20 protein-coding genes, 1 tRNA gene and 1 pseudogene are annotated in these 19,050 nt (G+C 65.6%); 12 read left to right on the plus strand and 10 right to left on the minus strand.

Translation table 11 applies throughout. The features are described from left to right. Positions 1-7 precede the first annotated feature (7 nt). Both L0976_RS19895 and L0976_RS19900 read left to right on the plus strand, forming a co-directional pair. On the plus strand, positions 8-892 hold the full coding sequence (locus tag L0976_RS19895; protein ID WP_234188957.1) for a DUF817 domain-containing protein: 885 nt from the start codon (positions 8-10) through the stop codon (positions 890-892). 39 nt (positions 893-931) lie between these two features. After that, positions 932-2,170 carry a hypothetical protein gene (locus L0976_RS19900; protein ID WP_234188958.1) on the plus strand — a complete coding sequence of 413 codons (1,239 nt, stop codon included), beginning with the start codon at positions 932-934 and terminating at the stop codon, positions 2,168-2,170. 35 nt (positions 2,171-2,205) lie between these two features. On the opposite strand, the gene L0976_RS19905 is transcribed toward L0976_RS19900, so the two are convergent. Together L0976_RS19905 and L0976_RS19910 are read right to left on the minus strand one after the other, a co-directional pair. Beyond that, the gene (locus L0976_RS19905; RefSeq protein WP_234188959.1) at positions 2,206-2,541 is read right to left on the minus strand and encodes a DUF6665 family protein; all 336 of its coding nucleotides are present in this window, start codon (positions 2,539-2,541) and stop codon (positions 2,206-2,208) included. A gap of 57 nt (positions 2,542-2,598) precedes the next feature. Then, the gene (locus L0976_RS19910; RefSeq protein ID WP_234188960.1) at positions 2,599-3,981 is read right to left on the minus strand and encodes a nicotinate phosphoribosyltransferase; all 1,383 of its coding nucleotides are present in this window, start codon (positions 3,979-3,981) and stop codon (positions 2,599-2,601) included. A gap of 377 nt (positions 3,982-4,358) precedes the next feature. Here L0976_RS19910 and L0976_RS19915 point away from each other — a divergent pair, with 377 nt between their 5' ends. Continuing rightward, the gene (locus tag L0976_RS19915) at positions 4,359-5,864 is read left to right on the plus strand and encodes a hypothetical protein (protein WP_234188962.1); all 1,506 of its coding nucleotides are present in this window, start codon (positions 4,359-4,361) and stop codon (positions 5,862-5,864) included. A gap of 66 nt (positions 5,865-5,930) precedes the next feature. Here L0976_RS19915 and rpsA read toward each other — a convergent pair whose 3' ends face one another. From rpsA to aroA, 3 genes are all read right to left on the minus strand, one after another. Next, on the minus strand, positions 5,931-7,637 hold the full coding sequence (gene rpsA / locus L0976_RS19920; RefSeq protein WP_203317546.1) for a 30S ribosomal protein S1: 1,707 nt from the start codon (positions 7,635-7,637) through the stop codon (positions 5,931-5,933). Positions 7,638-7,799: 162 nt separating this feature from the next. Continuing rightward, the gene (gene cmk, locus L0976_RS19925) at positions 7,800-8,435 is read right to left on the minus strand and encodes a (d)CMP kinase (protein ID WP_234188964.1); all 636 of its coding nucleotides are present in this window, start codon (positions 8,433-8,435) and stop codon (positions 7,800-7,802) included. Beyond that, positions 8,435-9,802, minus strand: a complete 1,368-nt coding sequence (aroA, locus tag L0976_RS19930) for a 3-phosphoshikimate 1-carboxyvinyltransferase (protein WP_234188967.1) — start codon at positions 9,800-9,802, stop codon at positions 8,435-8,437. Before aroA ends, cmk begins: the two co-directional genes overlap by 1 nt. Positions 9,803-10,058: 256 nt before the next feature. Here aroA and L0976_RS19935 point away from each other — a divergent pair, with 256 nt between their 5' ends. The 4 genes from L0976_RS19935 to L0976_RS19950 all read left to right on the plus strand — a co-directional run bounded on the left by L0976_RS19935 (position 10,059) and on the right by L0976_RS19950 (position 11,421). After that, a complete protein-coding gene (locus tag L0976_RS19935; protein ID WP_234188969.1) occupies positions 10,059-10,448 on the plus strand; it encodes a TIGR02300 family protein in 390 nt (129 codons plus the stop codon). 147 nt (positions 10,449-10,595) lie between these two features. Next, positions 10,596-10,671, plus strand: a tRNA-Ala gene (locus L0976_RS19940). Between the two features lie 238 nt (positions 10,672-10,909). Continuing rightward, positions 10,910-11,146 carry a type II toxin-antitoxin system RelE/ParE family toxin gene (locus L0976_RS19945; RefSeq protein ID WP_234188971.1) on the plus strand — a complete coding sequence of 79 codons (237 nt, stop codon included), beginning with the start codon at positions 10,910-10,912 and terminating at the stop codon, positions 11,144-11,146. Then, positions 11,143-11,421, plus strand: a complete 279-nt coding sequence (locus tag L0976_RS19950) for a helix-turn-helix domain-containing protein (protein WP_203317517.1) — start codon at positions 11,143-11,145, stop codon at positions 11,419-11,421. Before L0976_RS19945 ends, L0976_RS19950 begins: the two co-directional genes overlap by 4 nt. Before the next feature lie 289 nt (positions 11,422-11,710). Here the strand turns inward: L0976_RS19950 and L0976_RS28795 are convergent. Next, positions 11,711-11,968 (minus strand): annotated as a pseudogene (locus L0976_RS28795) (DUF2934 domain-containing protein); the annotation flags it as partial. Positions 11,969-12,130: 162 nt separating this feature from the next. On the opposite strand from L0976_RS28795, the gene L0976_RS19960 reads away from it, so the two are divergent. Next, entirely contained in the window at positions 12,131-12,922 is a 792-nt protein-coding gene (locus L0976_RS19960; protein ID WP_234188973.1) for a YdcF family protein, read from the plus strand. Positions 12,923-12,925: 3 nt separating this feature from the next. Here the strand turns inward: L0976_RS19960 and L0976_RS19965 are convergent, their stop codons facing one another. Beyond that, complete coding sequence (locus L0976_RS19965; protein WP_234188975.1) at positions 12,926-13,399, minus strand: hypothetical protein; 474 nt, start codon at positions 13,397-13,399, stop codon at positions 12,926-12,928. Positions 13,400-13,589: 190 nt separating this feature from the next. Here L0976_RS19965 and L0976_RS19970 point away from each other — a divergent pair, with 190 nt between their 5' ends. After that, positions 13,590-14,225, plus strand: a complete 636-nt coding sequence (locus L0976_RS19970; protein WP_203317513.1) for a trimeric intracellular cation channel family protein — start codon at positions 13,590-13,592, stop codon at positions 14,223-14,225. A gap of 9 nt (positions 14,226-14,234) precedes the next feature. Here the strand turns inward: L0976_RS19970 and irrA are convergent, their stop codons facing one another. Next, on the minus strand, positions 14,235-14,654 hold the full coding sequence (gene irrA, locus L0976_RS19975; protein ID WP_203317512.1) for an iron response transcriptional regulator IrrA: 420 nt from the start codon (positions 14,652-14,654) through the stop codon (positions 14,235-14,237). A gap of 314 nt (positions 14,655-14,968) precedes the next feature. On the opposite strand from irrA, the gene fabA reads away from it, so the two are divergent. The 3 genes from fabA to fabI all read left to right on the plus strand — a co-directional run bounded on the left by fabA (position 14,969) and on the right by fabI (position 17,584). Further along, a complete protein-coding gene (fabA, locus tag L0976_RS19980) occupies positions 14,969-15,484 on the plus strand; it encodes a 3-hydroxyacyl-[acyl-carrier-protein] dehydratase FabA (protein ID WP_203317511.1) in 516 nt (171 codons plus the stop codon). Between the two features lie 64 nt (positions 15,485-15,548). Further along, positions 15,549-16,772 carry a beta-ketoacyl-ACP synthase I gene (fabB, locus tag L0976_RS19985; protein WP_203317510.1) on the plus strand — a complete coding sequence of 408 codons (1,224 nt, stop codon included), beginning with the start codon at positions 15,549-15,551 and terminating at the stop codon, positions 16,770-16,772. 5 nt (positions 16,773-16,777) lie between these two features. After that, positions 16,778-17,584: an enoyl-ACP reductase FabI gene (gene fabI, locus L0976_RS19990; RefSeq protein ID WP_234188977.1), complete on the plus strand. Its 807-nt coding sequence runs from the start codon at positions 16,778-16,780 to the stop codon at positions 17,582-17,584. Between the two features lie 48 nt (positions 17,585-17,632). Here fabI and L0976_RS19995 read toward each other — a convergent pair whose 3' ends face one another. Further along, positions 17,633-17,860: a hypothetical protein gene (locus tag L0976_RS19995; protein WP_234188979.1), complete on the minus strand. Its 228-nt coding sequence runs from the start codon at positions 17,858-17,860 to the stop codon at positions 17,633-17,635. A 100-nt stretch (positions 17,861-17,960) separates the two neighbouring features. Then, positions 17,961-18,977, minus strand: coding sequence for a class I SAM-dependent methyltransferase (locus L0976_RS20000; RefSeq protein WP_234188981.1), 1,017 nt, complete (start codon positions 18,975-18,977; stop codon positions 17,961-17,963). Positions 18,978-19,050 lie beyond the last annotated feature (73 nt).

A 19,050-nucleotide genomic window follows, 5' to 3' on the forward strand; every position in this document is an offset into this window, starting at 1 on the left:
CCTTCCCATGGAGAACGGCCGGCAACACCAGACCGGACCGACGCTGGAGCCGCTGCGCCGGCTGATCCGCGCCCGGCTGGAAACGCTTCCCCCCGGCCTTGCGGAATTCATCCTGTTCGGCCTGAAACAGGCCTGGGCCTGCCTCTTCGGCGGGCTCATGCTCGGCCTCATCATCCTTACCAAGCTGGCCTGGCAGCCGGACTGGCCGATCCATCGCTACGACGCGCTGTTCGCGATGGCGCTCGTCATCCAGGTGACGTTCCTGGCGCTGAAGATGGAGACCTTCGAGGAAGCGAAGGTCATCCTGATCTACCACCTCGTCGGCACCGCGATGGAGATCTTCAAGGTGCATATGGGCTCCTGGACCTATCCGGAGGAGGCGGTCATCCGCATCGCCGGCGTGCCGCTCTTTTCCGGCTTCATGTACGCCTCCGTCGGCAGCTACATGGCGCGTGCCATCCGCATCTTCGACATGCGCTTCACGCACTATCCGCCGTTCTGGACGACGGCGCTGCTGGCGGCCGCGATCTATGCCAACTTCTACATGCACCACTTCCTTCCCGACATCCGCCTCGTCCTCTTTGCGGCGACTGTGCTGCTCTTCGGGCGCGTGCGCATCCATTATACCGTGGAGCAAAAGCCGCGCTGGATGCCGCTGGTGGTCGCCGCCTTCCTCACCAGCATCTTCCTCTGGATCGCGGAGAACATCGGCACGGCGACGGGCGTCTGGCTCTATCCGGGCCAGCAGACATGGCACATGGTGCCCTTCACCAAGCTCGGCTCTTGGTACCTGCTGCTCTATGTCAGCTTCGTGCTCGTGACGATCGTCTGCCGGCCGCAGCCGCCGGAGGCACCGTCAAATCCGGCAGGCACAGGCTTAACGCCCGGTTAACGGCCCCGGCGGTATTCTCCGGCAAGACCGGAGATTGCCATGTTGACACCCCTTGAAAGCGCGCGGTCCACCGCCGCCGCCTCGGCCATGCAGTCGATCGTCGAGACGATCGAGGAACGCCGCCGCGAAGAGGCGGAGAAGGCGAACGGCCAGAAGAAGGACGACATGCCCGGGCAGGCACAGCTTCGCCCGGACGACGCCGCGCGCAAGGCGAATACCCGCATCAACGAGCATTTCTTCGGCAGCAATGCCGGCGGCGGGGATACGCTCGCCAAGCTGATCTCCCGTTTCAGCGACATGCTCGGCGTCAGCCAGCAGGATGGCGAATCCAGCCGCGCCTTCGCCCAGCGCCTCGCCGACAAGCTCACCCTCATCGACAGCGTGGCACGGCCGGCAAGCGACAGCACCGCGGGCGTCACGCTGCTCTCGCTCGGCACGACGCTTTCCGCCGTCAAGCAGGCGATGAGCGGCGGCTCGGACGACGCGGCGGCCAGCCTCGTCGCCCGCCTTGCGCTGACGACGGGCGTGACGCAGGGCGAGGATGAGCCGGACGCCGATTTCCAGCAGCGCCTTTCCGCCATGCTCACGCGCCAGCGCGGCGAATTGCCGGCCGATGTCGCGACGCTGGAAAAGACGTCTGGCCTCTCCGACCTCGGCCTCAAGGCACGCGATCTCGTCGCCGCGATCCGCGATCCCTACGGCCCGGAAGCGCAGCGCGTGAAGGACGCGCTCGCCGACAAGGCCGATGCGGAAAAGGCGCTGACGCCGGAAATGCGCAAGGTGCTCGCCCGCCTGGAGGATGCGGCGAACCCGAAGTCGCTGGAGGAACTGAAGCTCGACCGGACCCGACGCGATCCGACACGCGTGGAGGACGCCGAAACGCGCAGGGAGCGCGAGGAGACGATCGGCAAGCTCGAAGCGGGCCGGAAGCTCGAGGATGTCGAAAAGCTCCAGGACGCCGTGGGCCGCGCCCACGAAGCCGCCGTCAAGGACAAGGCGGACGGCAAGACCGCCGGCGAGGTGCTCGACACGATCCAGTTGCTTGCAGCCGGCGCCGAGGCGGCGGAGGTCGCAAGGAAGACGGGAAGCAAGCCGGACCAGTCACACGAGGGCAGCACCGACGCGACGGCCGGGACCAGCGGCGAAGCGGTGCGCAATCTCGATGCGGCCGGCGCCCGCGAACGGCAGGAACAGGAAGAGGCGAAGAAGGAGATCTTCGCCCTGCGCGTCGACGACAACGGTGTCTACGACCTCATCACGCGCCAGCTCTTCGCCTGAAGACCGGGGCGTTTCGCACGGCTGCCGGAACTGTTTTACGGCTTGCGACGCACGATACCGAGCCGCGCGATGACCGCCGGCGGGATGCCGTAGCGGCGGATCGCATCCTTCTGGCTGCGCAGGCCGCACATTTCCCGCTGGATGAAGAAGGCCCAGACCTTGTCGGCCGCGTCGTCGAGGAGGTCTTCCCGCTCGGTCTCGCCGCAGCCGGCGGCGAGGCGCTCGGCAAGCAGCGCCAGCGCCTTTTCCACCTTCAGCCCGTGCCGGCCGAGCGAATCCGCCCGTTCTGACATCAGTTCGTATTCGAGGATGTTGAGGCCCGTTTCCTTCGAGAAGGAAGGAGCGAGCGCCTGCGGCGGACGAACCGTCATCTCCTGTCTCCCGTCATGGAGCAAAGATGGAGCGGCGGCTGGTCGATCGCAAGGGGTTCAGGCGGCGCGGGCGCGCACCTCGTCGAACGACCAGTCGACGAGCAGCCTGCCGTCGCGCCAGACCGGCTGCAGCAGGTTCTGCCGGCCGGCGAGCTGGTCGACGCGCGCGGCCTCGAGGCCGATATAGTTTTCGACCACCGCCTGGCGGCCGGCCTTGGAGGCCTTGAGGTTCATCGTCGCCGGGCGCTTGTAGACGTCGTGCCAGGCGCCGGCGGCATCCTGCCGGGCATTCGCCTTCATGGCGAAGGAATAGGTATCGCGGTTGACGCGCTGCAGGAGGCCCGCGCCCATGCCGAAGGCGATGTTCTCCGCCGAGAAGCCGAAGGCTTCCAGGCGGCCGAGAATGAGGCCGATGTCGGCCGACGAGATGCCGTCGCCCTGGATGACGCGCACGCTGTCGTCGAGCACCTTGTATCCCTTGCCGTTGAGATGGGTGCCGAAGGCATAGGCGAGCTGGCGCACCACCTGCACCGGCGTTTCCACGGGATCACCACTGTCCGGCCGGACGACGAGCGTGCCGCCGGCGGCCTGCACGCGGTCCTTGAGCTGCTTGCCCCAGATTTCCGAGACGGCATTGTTGATGTCGTAGCTGTCGGAGACGACGGCATATAGGCCCTTGCCGCCGAACCGGTCGATCATGTTTCCGTAGGCGTCCGCCTCGCGGTCCTGGCCCCAGGAGGTCATCGTGGAATGCTCGGACGCCGGGATCGAGAAGCCGGCCATGTCCGCGCCGTAGTAGCGGCGGGCGTAGAGCACGCCGGTCACGGTGTCCGTGCCCATGAAATTGACGAGATGGGCCGCCCCGCCGATGCCCGCCTGCTCGAAGCTCGTCGTTCCGCGCGCGCCGAAATCGTGCAGGCGGAAGGGCAGGACGGCGGCCGGGTCGTCGCAGGTCTTCTCCAGGATCGGCTGGATGACCTGCTTCACCTTGCGCGAATTCGAGGCGACCGTGCTCGGATACCAGATGGCGCGCAACAGCGCCGTCTCGATATAGGAGGTCAGCCAGAAGCAGGCCGGGTCCGTGTTGACCACCTGGGCGACCGGCACGCCGCGGCGCACCAGCGTGCCTTCCGGCAGCGCCTCGATGAGGAGCGGCAGGTAGCCGCCGTGCCGCTGCACGATATGCGTCCAGCCTTCGCGGTTGAACGGCAGGCCATGCGCCGTCACGATCCCCTCGGCCTCGTCAATGTCCTGCATCGTCACCGGCCTGGACAGATATTCCTTGAGGAACATCTGGAGGCCGAAGAACAGCACTTCCGCGCGGTCGGAATGGCCGCGCGCCTCGATATAGGAGGAAATCGCGTGCGTTTCCGGCGGATATTGCAGGTAGTGGCTCAGCTTGTAGCTGTCCGTATTGAGGATGAGGTTGGTGAGGTTCATCAAGGGTCTCCGCCGCATCCGCCGCCCGAAACGACCATGCCGGCAAGATTTACGCGAGCCGAGCATAAGGGGCAAGGGCCGTCGCGACGGCAAGATCGGCCGGATATGCTGCATGTGCGAAGCCTTTTCGCGCGTATTAGCAATTCGTTAACCATAAAATGGCATTTGTTACAGGCAGAAGACTGTCGGGTGTCCCGGGGTTTGCGACCGGTCCCGTCGGCGGCCCTACCCGCCGCCTCACGCATGCATGCCCGGCCAGCCGGGCCGTAAGCTCATCACCTCGCAGCGTCGCGCATGATGCGCCATCCGACGAACGATGGAACATTGGCAGGCCCGGCGATGCGGATGGCATCGGCAACGGCGAACAGGAGACAGGCATGCTGCCGCATGTGGCACGGACGACCGGCGTGACGCAGCCCTCCCCCGCCCTCCCGGCGGGCGGTTCGGCCGATGCCGCGGTCAGGCCGGTGCTCTCCGCCGCCGCGCTCGCCAATCTGCGGGCCGAGGTGCTGCTCCGTCTCATCGAGACGATGCTGAAGCACATGCCGCGTACCGCAGAGCCGAATCCTGGCCGCGACCTTCTCGAAACGCTGCTTGCCGCCCTGAAAACCCTGCCGGGCCGCGAGGGCGAAAGCGCCCGTAAATTTGCCGACATCGTCAGCCGGCTGCCGCCGGAGCTTCGCCCCAGCGTCGAGAAGCTGGTCGGCACCGTGCTCTCGGCCATGCCGACACGCAGCCTCGTCGAGATCGTGCGCGATCCGAACGGGCCGGCGGCCCAGAAACTCGCCAGCCTCCTGGCGACGAACCTGCCGGCCGAGGACCTGTCGGCAGCCGGCACGGAGCGCCAGCAAAAGCCCGTCGGCCTCAATGCCCAGCAGCTCGCCGCCGTCGGCCGTCACGGCGCGCAGCACACGGCGCAAGCGGGACAGACGCCCGGCGACGTCCGTGCGCTCCAGACGGCGCTGAAGCGCATCTTCGATCTCGACGGCAGCGGTAGGACACGCGCGGCCGCCGCCAATGCAGCCGAGGCCGAGGCCGGCGAACCCATGCCCGCAGGCACGAACCGCGCCTCCATTGCCGCCGGCGGCGCATCCCGGCCGGAGCCCCGCCTGCCCGCTGCAAAGCCGCAGGACGGGCAGCCGGTGGACACCGCGGCAGCGGCGCTTCGCCACCAGGGCAGCGTCGAGGACGTGGACACGGCCCGGCGCGAGACGGCGCCCGCCCGGGCGCAGACCGCCCACACCGCCGGCCAGGCACTTGCCCGCGGGATGCAGGCGATTGCGCGGGACGTCTCCCCGGAAGTGCTGATGCAGGCGGTGGCGCATCTCATGGAAAGCCTCTCGCCGGAGGAAGCCACCTTCCTGCGGGCGCTGCTCGAACGCCCGCTGGGTGCACAGATCGAACAGGAACTTGCCCAGATCGTCCGCGAGCAGGCAGAAGATAGCGCCAAGCCGGGCAAGGCACAGCCCGAAGCGACGGCACAGCCGCGCGCCGCGCCGGAACCGGACAGGCCCGCGCCCATGCCGGCGGCCCGCGAGGCGGTGCCCTCCGCGATCCTCGCCGAGGCGGCGGCCGAAAGGCTGCTCGCGGCACCGGTCCTTCGCGACGGCGTGCCGCTCGCCTTCGTGCCCTACCTGCCGGCGGAGGAAAATGTCGAGTGGCCGGAGCCGCACCAGTCCGATGAGGACGAGGCGGACGAGCAGAACCCGGAGGATGCGGGCGACGGGAACGGCGAGGAACAGGCGCAGGCCGAGGGCGAGCCGCCGGGCGAGGAGCCCGAGAGCCCCGACATGGCGCGCCGGCGCGAGAAGACGGCCGACATGGTCGGCGTCATGGAACCGGGCCTCGTCTTCTACCAGAAGCTCGGCGACTACTGGACCTGACCGATTCCCCAAAGAAAAAGCCCGCGGAGATCGCTCTCCGCGGGCCTTTTGTTTCGTAAGCGAGGCTTACTCGGCGTTGTTGCGGTTCTTCAGAGCCGCGCCGAGGATGTCGCCGAGCGAAGCGCCCGAGTCGGACGAACCGAACTGTGCTACGGCTTCCTTCTCTTCGGCGATTTCCAGCGCCTTGATCGAAAGCTGGATCTTGCGATCCTTCTTCGAGAAGTTCAGGACGCGGGCGTCGACGGTCTGGCCGACCGAGAAACGCTCCGGACGCTGTTCGTCACGGTCACGCGACAGGTCGCCGCGACGGATGAACGCGGTGATGTCCTCGTGGTTGACGAGCCTCACTTCGATGCCGCCATCGTTGACCGCGATGACTTCAGCCGAAACGACGGCGTTCTTGCGCAGGTCGCCGGAAGCGGCAGCTTCGCCGACCGCATCGCGGCCGAGCTGCTTGATGCCGAGCGAGATGCGCTCCTTGTCGACGTCCACATCGAGAACGACGGCCTTGACGACGTCGCCCTTGTTGAACTCCTCGATGACCTGCTCGCCCGGACGGTTCCAGTCGAGGTCGGAGAGGTGCACCATGCCGTCCACGTCGCCGTCGAGGCCGATGAACAGGCCGAATTCGGTCTTGTTCTTGACTTCGCCTTCGACTTCCGTGCCAGCCGGGTGGCTGTGCGCGAAGGCCTGCCACGGGTTCTCGAGGGTCTGCTTGAGACCGAGCGAGATGCGGCGCTTCGTCGGGTCGACTTCGAGAACGACGACGTCGACTTCCTGGCTCGTGGACAGGATCTTGCCGGGGTGTACGTTCTTCTTGGTCCAGGACATTTCGGAGATGTGGATCAGGCCTTCGATGCCCGGTTCCAGCTCGACGAACGCGCCGTAGTCGGTGATGTTCGTGACGGTGCCGGAGATCTTCTTGCCGACCGGGTACTTCGTGCCGATGCCATCCCACGGATCCGACTCGAGCTGCTTCATGCCGAGCGAGATGCGGTGGGTTTCCTGGTTGATGCGGATGATCTGAACCTTGACCTGCTGGCCGATGGACAGGATCTCCGACGGATGGTTGACGCGGCGCCAGGCCATGTCGGTGACGTGCAGCAGGCCGTCGATGCCGCCGAGGTCGACGAACGCACCGTAATCGGTGATGTTCTTGACGACGCCGTCGACAACCTGGCCTTCTTCGAGGTTCTGGACGATTTCAGAACGCTGCTCGGCGCGCGACTCTTCGAGAACCGTGCGGCGCGAAACGACGATGTTGCCGCGGCGCTTGTCCATCTTGAGGATTTCGAAGGGCTGCGGGTTGTGCATGAGCGGCGTGACGTCGCGGATCGGGCGGATGTCGACCTGCGAACGCGGCAGGAAGGCGACGGCGCCGTCGAGATCGACGGTGAAACCACCCTTGACCTGGTTGAAGATGACGCCTTCGACGCGCTCGCCGGCTTCGAACTTGACTTCGAGCTTGGCCCAGCTCTCTTCGCGGCGAGCCTTTTCGCGCGACAGAACGGCTTCACCAAGCGCGTTTTCGATGCGCTCGACGTAGACTTCGACTTCGTCGCCGACCTTCAGCGTGCCGTCCTTGGACTTGGCGCCGAATTCCTTCAGCGGAACGCGACCTTCAACCTTGAGGCCGACGTCGACGATGGCGACGTCCTTTTCGATCGCGGTAACGATGCCCTTGGCGACATAGCCTTCGGCGAGATCGTTCGTGGCAAAGGATTCCTGCAGAAGGGCTGCGAAATCTTCGCGCGTGGGGTTTGCTTGAGACATTGAAACTCCTGGTGTGCCAATGGCACGGGCGCCGGGGGTTAGCGTTGGTGATGAACGAGGCTCCATCCGCTACCCTTGGGCAGCAAATCCGGCGCGGGGACAGGCCTTGTTCTTATGTTTCGCAACACCGGACGGAAAACCGCTTGCGCACTTTTCCTGGCGTTACTGGTGCTTAACCGCAGCGTCGATGAACGACTTTGCAGCGGAAAACGCCGCCTCTATACTCATTTCCGAGGTATCGAGCAAGTGCGCATCGTCAGCCGGCTTCAGCGGACTGTCCGCCCGGCCCATGTCGCGCTCGTCGCGGCGGCGGATATCGTCGAGGATCGTATCGTAATCGGCCACCCCGCCGCCGGCGATAATCTCGTCGTGGCGGCGCCTGGCGCGCACTTCGGCGGAGGCCGTGACATAGAGCTTCACCGGCGCATCCGGGCAGACGACCGTGCCGATATCGCGCCCGTCGAGCACCGTGCCCGGCTCGCGTGCCGCAAAGCCCCGCTGCGCCTCGACCAGCGCCCGGCGCACCGCAGGCATGACCGCGATCTTCGAGGCCGCCTCGCCGATGGCATGGGCCGACAGCACGGAGCGATCGAGCCCGCCGAGATCGAGATGCTTCGCGACATCGGCCGCCACCGCCTCGTCATCGAGCGGCAGGCCGCGATCCAGCAATGCCTTCGCCGTTGCCCGGTAGGTCAGCCCCGTATCGAGGTGATGGAAGCCGTATTCCTCCGCGATGCGGCGGGAGAGCGTGCCCTTGCCGGCGGCGGCGGGACCGTCGATGGCGATGGTGAAGGTCATCAGGCGGCCTTCGTGTCGTGAAGCTCGATCTTCGCGCCGAGGCCGGTCATCAGGTCCATGAATTCGGGGAAGCTCGTGGCGATCATCGTCGCGTCGTCCACCGTCACCGGGTTCTCCGAGACGAGGCCCATGACGAGGAAGCTCATGGCGATACGGTGGTCGAGATAGGTCGCAACGGCCGCACCCGACGCATTGCCGAGGCCCTTGCCATCCGGGCGACCGCGCACGACGAGCGAGGCTTCGCCCTCCTCGCAATCGACGCCGTTCAGCTTGAGGCCATTGGCGACGGCGGAGAGACGGTCGCTTTCCTTGACGCGCAGCTCTTCCAGACCGTTCATGACGGTCGTGCCTTCGGCGAAGGCGGCCGCGACGGCGAGCACCGGATATTCGTCGATCATCGACGGCGCGCGGTCTTCCGGCACGTTCACGCCCTTCAGCGCGGAGGAGCGGACACGCAGGTCCGCCATGTCCTCGCCGCCGGCAAGGCGCGCGTTCAGGATCTCGATATCCGCGCCCATTTCCTGCAGCGTCAGGATGAGGCCGGTGCGGGTCGGGTTCATAAGCACGTTGAGGATGGTCACGTCGGAGCCCGGCACGAGCAGCGCCGCGACCAGCGGGAAGGCCGTCGAGGACGGGTCGCCCGGCACGTCGATGACCTGGCCCGTCAGCTTGCCGCGGCCTTCAAGCCGGATGGTACGCACGCCGCCCGAATCCGTATCCACGGTGAGATTCGCGCCGAAGCCCTGCAGCATCTTTTCCGTATGGTCGCGCGTCATGATCGGCTCGATGACGGTGGTGATGCCGGGCGTGTTGAGGCCGGCGAGCAGGACGGCGGACTTCACCTGGGCGGAGGCCATCGGCACGCGATAGGTGATCGGCGTCGGCGTCTTCGGCCCGCGCAGGGTCACCGGCAGGCGGTCACCCTCGGCGGACGTGACCTGCACGCCCATTTCGCGCAGCGGGTTGAGCACGCGGCCCATCGGGCGCTTGGTGAGGGAGGCATCGCCGATGAAGGTGGAATCGAAATCGTAGACGCCGACGAGACCCATCGTCAGGCGGCAGCCGGTGCCGGCATTGCCGAAATCGAGCGGCGCCTCGGGCGCCAGCAGCGCGCCGTTGCCGACGCCGTCGATGATCCAGGTATCGCCCTCCTTGCGGATCTTCGCGCCCATGGCCTGCATGGCCTTGCCCGTATTGATGACGTCCTCGCCTTCGAGCAGGCCGGTGATGCGCGTCTGGCCGCTCGCAAGGCCGCCGAACATGAAGGCGCGGTGGGAGATCGACTTGTCGCCGGGGATGCGGACGGTTCCGGAAAGGCCGGAGGATTTGCGGGCGGTTGCGGGCCGTGCGCTGGCGCCGTGCGACATGGGCGTCTTCCTTATATATCCACGGCTCCCCGGCAGGGATCGCCCGGGAGAACGCGGGCTTGCTATCATAAACGATTTAAAGCGTCATCATCCCGCCGAAAAACATTCGCCGGAAAGGATGGCGCCGGACGATGCGGAAGTTTGGCTTTGACAGGATAGCGCAAGACGATTAAGGGGACCGGCTAATCATTTTCCCCTTCAACGCGCCGGAACCCCGGCCACGCCGGAAACGAACGGCACCTTAGAGGCTTTGACAGTGGCAAAACCGGAACTCGGAACCAAACGCATCGATCCGGAAACGGGCAAGAAGTTCTACGACCTGAACCGCGACCCGATCGTTTCTCCCTATACGGGCAAGTCCTACCCGCTCTCCTTCTTCGAGGAGACCTCCGCAGCCGCAGTCCTGGAAAAGGATGAGGACGAGGACGTCAACGAAGTCGATACGGAGAACACGGAAGTCGAGCTCGTCTCGCTCGAGGATGCCGACGAGGATGCATCCGGCGGCGACGACCTGCCGGATCTCGGCGACGACGACGTCGAAATCGACGGCGACGACGACGACACGTTCCTGGAACAGGACGAAGACGACGACGATGACGACATGACCGGCCTCATCGGCGTCACGGGCGACGAAGACGAAGCTTAAGGGTTTGATTTTCCGGCCGGTTTCAAAAAAATCCGGCCGGATCTCATTTTTCGGCTTGCCATCTCCGAAACCCGGAAGTAATAAGCCGCCACACCGGACGGCAATGCCGCCCCGGTTCCCGGAAACCGGCCTTGCCGGACCCGTTATGGGGCTATAGCTCAGCTGGGAGAGCGCTTGCATGGCATGCAAGAGGTCAGCGGTTCGATCCCGCTTAGCTCCACCAAACTCCCCCTGATAATACAGTAAGTTATCAATCAGCGGCTTTCGCTGTATTCTGCTTTCGGACTTCGGGGCACCCCGAGGACGCAAATCAGCGCTCTGCCTCCTACCGCCATGCCCATTGCATGATTATCGCATATTCGCTATATGGCATCCATGCGATAGACGGTTGAAACCCTCGAAATTGTCGATTCAGGAATCGAGGCGCTGCCGCCCGGACTTCAGCCCGGCTCATCCGCCTCATGGAAGCGGTCGAGAACGTTGGCCTGGAGCAGTTGCGGGAGCCGCATATCAAACATCTCGAAGGCAAGCTTTGGGAGCTGCGCGCCAAGGCTTCCGAAGGTATCGCACGCGGCATTTACGTGACCGTCACCGGACGACGCGTGGTCATCCTGCATGTCTTCGTGAAGAAGTCGCAGAAGACCCCGAAAGCCGCCCTTGAGATTGCGAGAGCGCGGATGAAAGAGGTGAAGCCATGACGAAGATTGCAGACCTCAAGAAGAAGCTGATGGACAACCCGGAATTCCGGCAGGAATACGAGAAGGCCGACGCGGAATTCCGGCTTATCGAAACCCTCGTCCATGCCCGGACGAAGGCGAAGCTCTCCCAGGCCGAGCTTGCAAAGCGCATCGGCACGACGCAATCGGCCATCGCCCGGCTGGAAGGCGGCGGCGTTTCCCCGTCCCTCTCCACCCTGCGCCGTTATGCCGAGGCCACTGGAGCCAAGCTCGAAATCAACCTCGTAACGCCCTGAGCGTTACAACTGGCCAAGGCGGCAATTCATTTGGCCGCCTGGCTGGTTCCTTGCATGTGACCGGCGGCACTCTCCAACAGGAGGTGCCTCGTGAAACAGAGCAAGAAAGAGACTTCGGCCAGGCCCCTGTTGCGCGCACAACGCCGCGCTCCCGACCCTGCTCACGCCAAGACGGACCTCATCGACCAGATAGTCCGCCATCGCAGGAGTCTCGCCGCGACCGTCAGAATTTGTACCGACACAAACGGATCGGCCCGCAGCCCCTATGGTTGCTCACGCCCATCGCGCCCTACGGCTGCTCACGCATGCCGGGCGTCGCCTCGCGCTGGTCGGCGTCCTCCAGGTCCGTCTTCACGAGGAAGGTGTCGCTGTGCTGGCGGGCGGCTTCGCGCAGGGCGGCGAGGTTGGGCTCGTCGTCTCCTTCGATCTCGCCGTCGCCGTGGTCGATCTCATGCTCTGCCTGGAGCCAGTGGTCGTCCGGCTTGCCTTCGGGCGAGCCTTCCTGCTGCCAGAGTTCATAGGCACGCCTGCGGATGCGGTCTTCGCGGTCGTCGTTCATGGTCTTGTTCCCTTCCATTCATCGTCATGAATGGGGGAGCGGCCGCGAAAGTTCCCGCCTCGCCGCATTGCGCTTGCCACGGGCATCCTCTATCTGCGGCACGGCAGTCTCGGCGAGGGCGCGCGACGGCAGAGGCAGGAGGCGCGAGACGTGACGTTCTACATTTCGAAGATCTTCTGGCTTTTCGCCCAGCCGCTTTCGCTCGCCTTCCTGCTCCTCGTCATCGGCCTCGTCGCGGGCTGGCTGCGCTGGGGCCGCATCCGGACGCTGGCGAGCGCGGCGGCCGCGATCGTCCTCTTCCTGACGCTGTTCACCTCGACCGGCGCGGTCCTGCTGCAGGTGCTGGAGGACCGTATTCCCCGGGCGGACCTCGCAGGGAGCAGCCCGGCCTGCATCATCACGCTCGGCGGCGGATTCGAATCGGAGATCATCGCGGCGCGCGGCGGCTTCGAGATGACCCAGGCCGGCGACCGCTTCGTCGAGACGCTGCGGCTGGCGCGGGAATTTCCCGAGGCGCGCATCCTGATTTCCGGCGGCGACGGGTCGTTCAGCGGCGCTTATGAGGGGGATGCCGTGGTCGGCGCGCGCTTCTTCGAGGCGTTCGGCGTTGCCGCCAGCCGGCTGATCCGGGAAGAGGGCTCCCGCGATACGTTCGAGAATGCCGGCAATACCGGGGCGCTTCTTGCCGCGAACGGCCTGCGGGACTGCCTGCTGGTGACCTCGGCCTTCCACATGCCGCGTTCGGTGGGCCTCTTCCGCAAGCTCGGCCTTGCGGTGCGCCCGTGGCCGACGGATTACCGCACGAGCGGGCGCGCCGGCCTCGGGCTCGACTTCACCCAGCCGTCGGCCAACAGCCAGTTGATGACGACGGCGCTGCGCGAATGGACGGGCCTCCTGTTCTATTACCTCGCGGGCCGGACCCACACGCTCCTGCCGCAGTAGGGATCACTTTTTCGAGATGGTCTCGAAGCGCGTGTTCCGCACGCGGATGGTCATGGTGCAGTATTCGTCGTCATCGCGTCCGCAGCTTGCGGCATTGGCCTTCAGCTCCAGCACCATGTTGCCGAAGCGCTTCTTCATCTCGTAGCCGTAGAGATCGGCCGTGGCGGCGAGGAAATAGCCGCCTTCCGCCACGCGGATGTAGAATTCGTGCGGGCAGCCGACATTGCCGCAGAGGCCGCCGGGCACGCCGTCGCAATTGACCGCGCCCAGATTGAAGATGGCATCCACGAGGCGGTCGTTGTTGAAGTCGACGTTGTCGGCGAAATCCTCGCCGTAGATGGCCGTCTTGCAGCGGCCGGACACCTCCGTCTGCACGGCCGCCATGGCGTCCGGCACGAGCTCGGCCGCGCGGGCGGGCGTGGCGGCCGCGACGAGGGCGGCGGAGAGGAGCGCGAGGAAACTCATGCGGATGGCCATCTCTCAAACCTTTCCATGGCGGGCGATTCGGTCATTATGCGGCCGGGGCGGCGCGCGGCGTGATTCTGCCGCGCGGGCACGCCAGCTTTGCTGTACGCAAAACCGCTGCGCATTTTTGCGGGAACAGCTTTATGCGGCAAAGCTGACGCGAGGCTTGGCCTCGGCAGGACCGCGCGAGAAGGGGAAAGACGTGACGATCCTTGAACTGCTGGATTACACGGGCGTTGCGGTCTTTGCCGCGACCGGCGCGCTTTCGGCCTCGCGCAAGCAGCTCGACATCATCGGCTTCCTGTTCCTTGCCGCGGCGACGGGCATCGGCGGCGGCACGTTCCGCGACGTGATCCTCGGCGCGACGCCGGTCTTCTGGGTGGTGAACCCGACCTATCTCATCGTCTGCGTGGCGGTGGCGCTGATCGTCTTCGTGCTCGCGCACCGCATCGAGTCGCGCTACCGGCTGCTGCTCTGGCTCGATGCCATGGGCGTGTCGGCCTATTGCGTGATGGGCGCGGCCAAGGGCTATGCGGCGACCGGCTCGCCGACCGTCGCGATCACCACCGGCGTGCTGACGGCGAGCTTCGGCGGCATCATCCGCGATCTTCTGGCGAACGAGCCTTCGGTGCTGCTGAGGCCGGAAATCTATATCACCGCAGCGCTCATCGGCGCTGCCGCCTTCACGGCGGCGACGGTCGCCGGCGCGCCGCTCTGGGCGGCCTCGGCCATCGGCATCGGCGCGGCCTTCATCGTGCGCGGCGGGGCGCTGCGCTTCGGCTGGCGCTTTCCGGTCTACCGGCCGCGGCCGGGGCGGCATCCGGACGACGTGATGTAACGGGACAAATCAGCCGCGGCGCGGGCGCAGGCGGATGATCACGTCGACATGCGCGATCTCCATGCCTTCGGGCGGTTCCGGCAGGTTGCCGATGGCGATGTTGCTCACGGGAATGTCGAGGACGTGGTTCTCGCCCTCCACGAAGAAATGGTGGTGGTCCGACACGTTGGTGTCGAAATAGGTCTTCGAGCTTTCGACGGCCAGAACCCGGATGAGGCCGGCCTCCGTGAACTGGTGCAGCGTGTTGTAGACGGTTGCAAGCGAGACCGGGACGCCGGCGGTGACGGCTTCCTCGTGCAGTTCCTCCACCGTCAGATGCCGGTCGCCCTTGGCGAACAGCAGGTCGGCAAGGGCCACACGCTGGCGCGTCGGGCGCAGGCCGGAGTGGCGCAGGCGCTCCTCGATGGGCAATTCATGTGCATGCGTCATGGGCGACGGATCCGCTTGTCTGGCCTTGAACAACATTCTTGAACTTTCGATATAACTTTAGCGTTGCCGGTATTCAATAGGATTACGACGCGCAAAGGGCGCGCAACATGCGGAAAACCGGGGCCTTCGCCCGCTTCACGGCAATTTGCGCTGGCTGTCACCGCACGCATCATGTATGCGAACTGCTGAATTAATGTCGCGCCCATGCCGGGTGCGGCGACAAAATGGGACGGCGCGGGGTGCTTCAATTCGCACCGCACCTCCTCTAAATCTATCGCTGACGAAGCGAATACAGACCGGGGATGAGACAATCGATGACGACCAGGCAATCCAGCTACAACTATGAGGAAATCCTGGCCTGCGGCCGCGGCGAGCTTTTCGGCCCGGGCAACGCGCAGCTTCCTCTGCCGCCGATGCTGATGGTCCACCGCATCACCGACATTTCCGAAACGGGCGGCGCCTTCGACAAGGGCTATATCCGCGCCGAATACGACGTGAAGCCGGACGACTGGTACTTCCCCTGTCACTTCCAGGGCAACCCGATCATGCCGGGCTGCCTCGGCCTCGACGGCATGTGGCAGCTCACCGGCTTCTTTCTCGGCTGGCTCGGCGAGCCCGGCCGCGGCATGGCGCTCTCCACCGGCGAAGTGAAGTTCAAGGGCATGGTCCGCCCGGACACGAAGCTCCTCGAATACGGCATCGACTTCAAGCGCGTCATGCGCGGCCGGCTCGTGCTCGGCACGGCGGACGGCTGGCTGAAGGCCGACGGCGAGACCATCTACCAGGCGAGCGACCTGCGCGTCGGCCTGTCGAAGGACAAGGAAGCCTGAGGCGGAAAGCCTCGGGGGCGGCACGCCGCCCCCGCCACGAGACGTTCAAGAAAAGGTCAGGAATATGAGACGGGTAGTTGTCACGGGTCTGGGGGTCGTATCCTCCATCGGGAACAATGCGGACGAAGTGACGGCATCGCTGCGCGACGCGCGCTCCGGCATCAGCTTCTCGCAGGATTTCGCCGACCACGGCTTCAAGTGCCAGGTCTGGGGTTCGCCGAACATCGACACGACCGACCTCGTCGACCGCCGCGCGGCCCGCTTCCTCTCGCAGGGCGGTGCGTGGAACCACGTCGCGATGAAGCAGGCGATCGCCGATTCGGGCCTCGAAGAATCCGACTACTCGGCCAACCCGCGCGCCGGCATCATCATGGGGTCGGGCGGACCTTCCACCCGCACGCTGATCGAGGCGGCCGAGATCACCATCAAGAACAACTCACCCAAGCGCATCGGCCCCTTCGCGGTGCCGAAGGCGATGTCGTCGACGGCCTCGGCGACGCTCGCCACCTGGTTCAAGATCCACGGCGTCAACTATTCCATCTCGTCGGCCTGCTCGACCTCGGCGCACTGCATCGGCAATGCCGCGGAAATGATCCAGTGGGGCAAGCAGGACATCATGTTCGCCGGCGGCCATGAGGACCTCGACTGGACCATGTCGAACCTCTTCGATGCCATGGGCGCCATGTCCTCCAAGTACAACGACACGCCGGCGACGGCCTCGCGCGCCTATGACATCAGCCGCGACGGCTTCGTCATCGCCGGCGGCGCGGGCGTCCTCGTCCTTGAGGAACTGGAGCACGCCAAGGCGCGCGGCGCGAAGATCTACGCGGAAATCGTCGGCTACGGCGCGACCTCGGACGGCTACGACATGGTGGCCCCCTCGGGCGAAGGCGCGGTGCGCTGCATGCGCCAGGCGCTCGCCACCGTGAAGGGCGATGTCGACTACATCAACACGCACGGCACCTCGACGCCCGTCGGCGATTCGAAGGAAATCGGCGCGATCCGCGAGGTCTTCGGCGACAAGATCCCGCACATCCAGTCGACCAAGTCGCTGACCGGCCATTCGCTCGGCGCGGCGGGCGTGCAGGAATCGATCTACGGCCTCCTGATGATGCAGGCCGGCTTCATCGGCGAGAGCGCGCACATCACCGAACTGGACCCGGAATTCGAAGGCGTTCCGATCGTGCGCAAGCGCATCGACAATGCCAAGATCGACACGGTTCTCTCCAATTCCTTCGGCTTCGGCGGCACGAACGCCACGCTGGTCTTCCAGCGCCACAACGGATGATGTCAATGACGGGGATCATGAACGGCAAGCGCGGCCTCATCATGGGGGTCGCGAACAACCATTCCATCGCCTGGGGCATCGCCCAGAAGCTTGCGGGCGCCGGCGCCGAACTCGCCTTCACCTATCAGGGCGAAGCGCTCGGCAAGCGGGTCAAGCCGCTCGCCGCCGAGCTCGGCTCGGATTTCGTCATTCCCTGCGATGTCGAGGACATCGCATCGGTGGATGCGGCGATCGAGGCGATCGGGGAGAAATGGGGCAGGCTCGACTTCGTCGTGCATGCCATCGGTTTTTCCGACAAGAACGAGCTGAAGGGCCTTTATGCCGACACCTCGCGCGACAACTTCTCGCGCACGATGGTGATCTCGTGCTTCTCCTTCACGGAGATCGCCAAGCGGGCCGCCGGCCTGATGACCGACGGCGGCGCGATGCTGACGCTCACCTATGGCGGCTCGGTGCGCATCATGCCGAACTACAATGTCATGGGCGTTGCCAAGGCCGCGCTGGAAGCCTCCGTGCGCTACCTTGCCGGCGACTACGGTCCGCAGGGCATCCGCGTCAACGCGATCTCCGCCGGCCCGATCCGCACGCTTGCGGGCGCCGGCATTTCGGATGCGCGCGCCATGCTCTCCTGGCAGCAGAAGAATGCCCCGCTCCGCCGCACCGTCACCATCGAGGACGTCGGCAATTCGGCGCTCTACCTGCTCTCCGAACTTTCGAGCGGCGTGACGGGCGAAATCCACTATGTGGACGCCGGCTACAACATCACCTCCATGCCGACGCTGGAGCGTCTGGCCAAGGCGGACAGCGAATAGGAAAATACGGCGCGAGGCCCGACGCTTCGCGCCGTCTCCTCCTGCCTCTCAAAGCGCCATGAGCACGACGACGAGCAGGATCACGGCGGCGAGGGTGCCGGTGAGCAGCATGCGCACGCGGCTGTTCATCTCCAGCCCCTTGCCGGCAGTGCCGCGCCTGAGAAAGGCGACCGGCACCTCGGAGGTCGGCGTGTGCCCCTCCCCTTCCTTCACGTCCTTCGCGATGACTTCCGCCACATCTTCCATCATCGGCGGTCTTGCAGGTCCAAAAGCCATTGCTGATCTCCGGAACGGTACGCTCCGAAGATGGTGAACCTCTTTTGGATCGTTGGCAATCCGCTGCGTCAATCCGCCCTGAGCGTGCGCGGGCGCGCTGTCAGCGCCGGCCCCACAGCACCTTGAAGCGGGCGTTGCGGCAGACTTCCCCGCTTTCCTTGAAGGCTTCCTTCAGGACGGGCTCGTAGGGCAGGCCGCGATTGGCCACCATCAGCAGCCGACCGCCGGACTTCAGCGATTTCGCCGCCATGCGGATCATCCCGGCACCAAGGCCGTGATCCGCGGCGTGGCCCTCATGGAAGGGCGGATTCATGACGATAAGGTCGTAATGGTCGCGCGGCGCCTCGGCCGTCAGGTCGAACCAGTAGAAGCGGGCCGGAACGTTCGGGCAGTTCTCCGCCATGTTTTCCTTCGCCGCTTCCAGCGCCTCGTAATGCGCCTCGAAGAGGTCGATGCCCTTGGCCTGCGGCGCGCGGCCGCCGAGCATGACCGAAAGGTAGCCCCAGCCGGCGCCGAAATCGGCGGCATGGCCGTGGAAATCTTCCGGGATGCGGGTGGCGAGCAGTTCGGAACCCTCGTCGATCCGGTCATGCGAGAACATGCCCGGCGCGGCGGTGAAGCGGCCGACGATGCGCACCGGCTTGGCCGCCAGTTTCGAGATCGCCTCCGCCGGATCCTCGGGGCGGGCGAACCAGATGGCGATGCCATGGTATTTCGGCATGGAATCGCCGGTCAGTCCGAGCTGGTCGAGGCGCTTGCGCATGGACTGCACGCCGTCTTCCTTGCTGCCGGCGACGACGATCAGGCCACCCGTCCGCACGCGGCGCAGCGCCTCGGCGATGCGGTTCTCGTTCTCGCCCTTGTGCTTGTTGATCAGGACGAGCGCGCCGTCATAGTCCTCGCCCTCGACCAGCGGCGTGACCGGCACGCGCATGGCCTCCAGCCCGCGATAGAGCGAGCGAAGCGGCTGCACGGCCTCAAGGGCCGCGCCAAAGCCTTCCGGCGGACGCTGGCCGGCTTCTGCACCGAGGAAGAGGTAGCGTTCGCCCTCGCCCGGCATGGCGAGCGTACCGGAGGCAAAGGGATGGAACAGGGTCTTGAGGGCTTCGCGGGTCATGGCTGGCTTTCGGCGGGCGGTGCGTGTGTCGATCAAAGGAAAGGGGCGCGGAACGTGCCGCTCCGCGCCCCCT

Source organism: Shinella sp. NM-101, from assembly GCF_021401195.1.
GTDB lineage: Bacteria > Pseudomonadota > Alphaproteobacteria > Rhizobiales > Rhizobiaceae > Shinella.